General features: G+C 60.2%; 3 protein-coding genes. All 3 read left to right on the forward strand.

The genetic code is table 11. The features are described from left to right. Positions 1–504: 504 nt before the first annotated feature. Positions 505–675 (forward strand): Type I secretion system protein TolC, encoded by a 171-nt coding sequence (locus ECTHA_RS19930; RefSeq protein WP_128571900.1) that lies wholly within the window; start codon positions 505–507, stop codon positions 673–675. After that, entirely contained in the window at positions 672–1,553 is an 882-nt protein-coding gene (locus tag ECTHA_RS0112180) for an Rpn family recombination-promoting nuclease/putative transposase (protein WP_025281674.1), read from the forward strand. Before ECTHA_RS19930 ends, ECTHA_RS0112180 begins: the two co-directional genes overlap by 4 nt. Before the next feature lie 96 nt (positions 1,554–1,649). Continuing rightward, on the forward strand, positions 1,650–2,843 hold the full coding sequence (locus ECTHA_RS0112185; protein WP_025281673.1) for an RNA-guided endonuclease InsQ/TnpB family protein: 1,194 nt from the start codon (positions 1,650–1,652) through the stop codon (positions 2,841–2,843). Positions 2,844–3,019: the final 176 nt, after the last annotated feature.

Below are 3,019 nucleotides of genomic sequence, written 5' to 3' on the forward strand. Positions count from 1 at the left end.
CAGCGCTACGACCTCGCCCTGCAGGAAGCCCTGGCCGCCGAGCGAGCGCCCTCCATCGACACCCGCCAGACCTCCCTGTTCGACGACGAGCAGGATCCCTTCTGAGTCCTTGCCCCCGGGCGCGAGTCACCCAAGGCTCGCGCCCCCAGCTTCCCGCATCCGTTCACCTTCCAGGAATCTTCCACCCGAGGGCATAATCCGGGAAAACACTCGGCCTGTAGCCAGGATCTGTGTGGGAAAAGGGGCGTGGAATAATCTGGGAAACAACAAATGGCCCGCCCGGTGTAGTCCAACAGGGCCAGATAATCTTCGAAGGCAAACGGGATGCCGGTCTGCTCTGCCTGCACGAACGCGCCCTCATGGGAGGCAAGGGACAGGCACTCTCACCGGTAAAAGGACACCCACCTTGCCCCTCCTAGATCAACCACCTCGCTGCTGTCCCGTTGACGCACCGATCGTGTTGTATTAATTTACAGTTTATCAATCCACAAGCATGGGTAACCCATGGTCTCGCCCCGCTCAGCTCTCGTCGGCATGGATGCGCCACCCTGGAACCACGCGGTCTCACACTGTGTGCGCCATGCCTTCCTCTCCGGTCAGAATCACTTCACCGGCAACACCTACGAGCACCGACGCGGCCGGATTGAGGAGCACACCCTGGAGCGGGCCGCATGAGCCAACTGCTTGACCCCACCAATGATTATGTCTTTAAGCGCCTGCTGAGCGAGGCCCCGGACCTGTTGGTGGCCTTGATCAATGATCTGCGCCCGGACCTGCCAAACATCGCCTCGGTGGAGGTGCTCAACCCCAACATCGAAGCCAGCGAACTCACCGGCAAATACATCATCCTCGACGTCCTCGCCCGCGATGGCGAAGGCCACTGCTACAATGTGGAGGTACAGGTGCGCCGCTATGGCGCCTGGCACAAGCGCGGCCTGTTCTACTTGGCTCGCACCCTGGGCAACCAGCTAAATGCGGGCGAGGATTACCAACATCTGCGCGCCTCGGTGGGCTTGCACCTGCTGGACTTTGATCTGTTCACCCACAGCGAGGCCGAACGCCAGCAAGCTGTATGGCGCTTTGAGATGCGTGATGAAACCCAGCCGGAGGTCACACTGGGGAACGTACTGCAGATGAACCTGATCGAACTGAGAAAGGCCGACACCCTGGGCCTGCCGCCTGGGCCGTTGTCGGACTGGATCACCTTCTTCAAGCACTGGCGGGAGACCCTGACCATGGCCAAGATTGCCCACGAGCCTGTACAGCAGGCAATGAATCGGCTCAAGAAATTGAGCGCCGACGAGGAAGCCCGTCGTCTGGCCTTCGTGCGTGAACGCGCCCTCCGGGATGAGGTGTCGCTGTTGAATGAGGCGAAGCGGGAAGGGCGTGAAGAGGGGCGTGAAGAGGGGCTCGAGCAAGGGCGCCTCCAAGCAAAACAGGAAACGGCACGTAATCTGATTGCCCGCACCGAGATGGATGACCAGATGATCTCGCAGATCTCCGGATTGGCTCTTGAGGAGGTGGTAAGCCTGCGTCACGAGGTTCCGCACTGAAGCGGCTTCACCCCGCAGAGGCAGCAGAGGCAGCAGAGGCAGCAGAGGCAAGGGACAGGCACTCTTGACCATGAAGAAGGCCGTGGAGGACGCGACATGATCCGTGCCCACAGGATTGCGCTTGCGCCCAACAACAGGCAGGCGACCTATTTTGCCCGCGCGGCAGGCACGGCGCGTTTCGCCTACAACTGGGCGTTGGCCGAATGGCAGTGCCAGTACGCGGCATGGAAGCAGGACAACAGCCTGCCCAAACCCTCGCAGGCGGCGCTTCGTCGCCATTTGAACGCCGTCAAACGCGAGCAGTTTCCATGGATGCTGGAGGTCACCAAAACGGCACCACAGATGGCGATCATTCAATTGGGCGAAGCGTTCAAGAACTTCTTCGCCGGTCGCGCCAAGTACCCGAAGTTCCGCAAAAAAGGCGTCCACGACCGATTCACCCTCACCAACGACCAGTTCCGCGTCGAAGATTCCCGCATCCGCATCCCCCATCTCGGCTGGGTGCGGATGCGGGAGTCGTTGCGCTTTGCCGGCAAGATCATGTCTGCGACGGTCTCCCGCGTCGCTGACCGCTGGTTTGTCAGCATCACCGTGGAGACCGAAGACCCACCCAGGCGACCGGCTGAAAACCAAGGCTCGGTCGGGGTGGATCTGGGGGTCTCGGCACTGGCCACGCTCTCGACGGGAGACACCATCACCGGCCCAAAGGCGCATACCGCCCTGCTCAAGCGACTCCGGCGGGTATCACGCAGCCTGTCGCGCAAGCAAAAAGGTTCCAGCAACCGGAACAAGGCCAAGGCGAAACTGGCACGGCTGCATGCCCGCATTGCCAACATCCGGTCCGATGCCTTGCACAAACTCACGTCTGATCTGACCCGTCGGTTTCATACCATCGGCATCGAGGATCTGAATGTGTGCGGCATGATGGCGAACCGGCATCTGGCCCGCTCCATTGCTGACATGAGCTTTCATGAGTGCCGTCGGCAACTGGAGTACAAGGCAGATCAGCGGGGTGGGCAGGTGGTGGTGGCCGACCGCTGGTTCCCCAGCAGCAAAATGTGTTCGGTTTGTGGAGCGGTGCAGAAGGCAATGCCGCTATCCACGCGGCAGTGGATTTGCCCGGACTGTGGCGTACACCACGACCGGGATGTGAATGCGGCAAGAAATCTTGCCCATTACGCCGTGAGTTCCACGGTGTCAGCCTGTGGAGAGGAAGGCGCTGGCTCAGGTCGCAAGACCGGAGTGAAACCGGCCTCTGTGAAGCAGGAAATCAGCACTGAACCGGTTTAGATGCTTCTGAATAGGTTTGGGTAGGTATGATGGAACGGTTTGAGCAGTTCAGCATAAGGGGCTATTTTCAGAGGTAAAAGACAATGGCAAAACAGTACCGCAGTGAAGCCCTGGCATCGATTCACGAAACCATGGAGGCCCTGCACGAGGTCGGCGCCATCGACAAGCAGACCATG

Source organism: Ectothiorhodospira haloalkaliphila ATCC 51935 (assembly GCF_000633935.1).
In the GTDB taxonomy this organism is placed as follows: Bacteria; Pseudomonadota; Gammaproteobacteria; order Ectothiorhodospirales; family Ectothiorhodospiraceae; genus Ectothiorhodospira; species Ectothiorhodospira haloalkaliphila.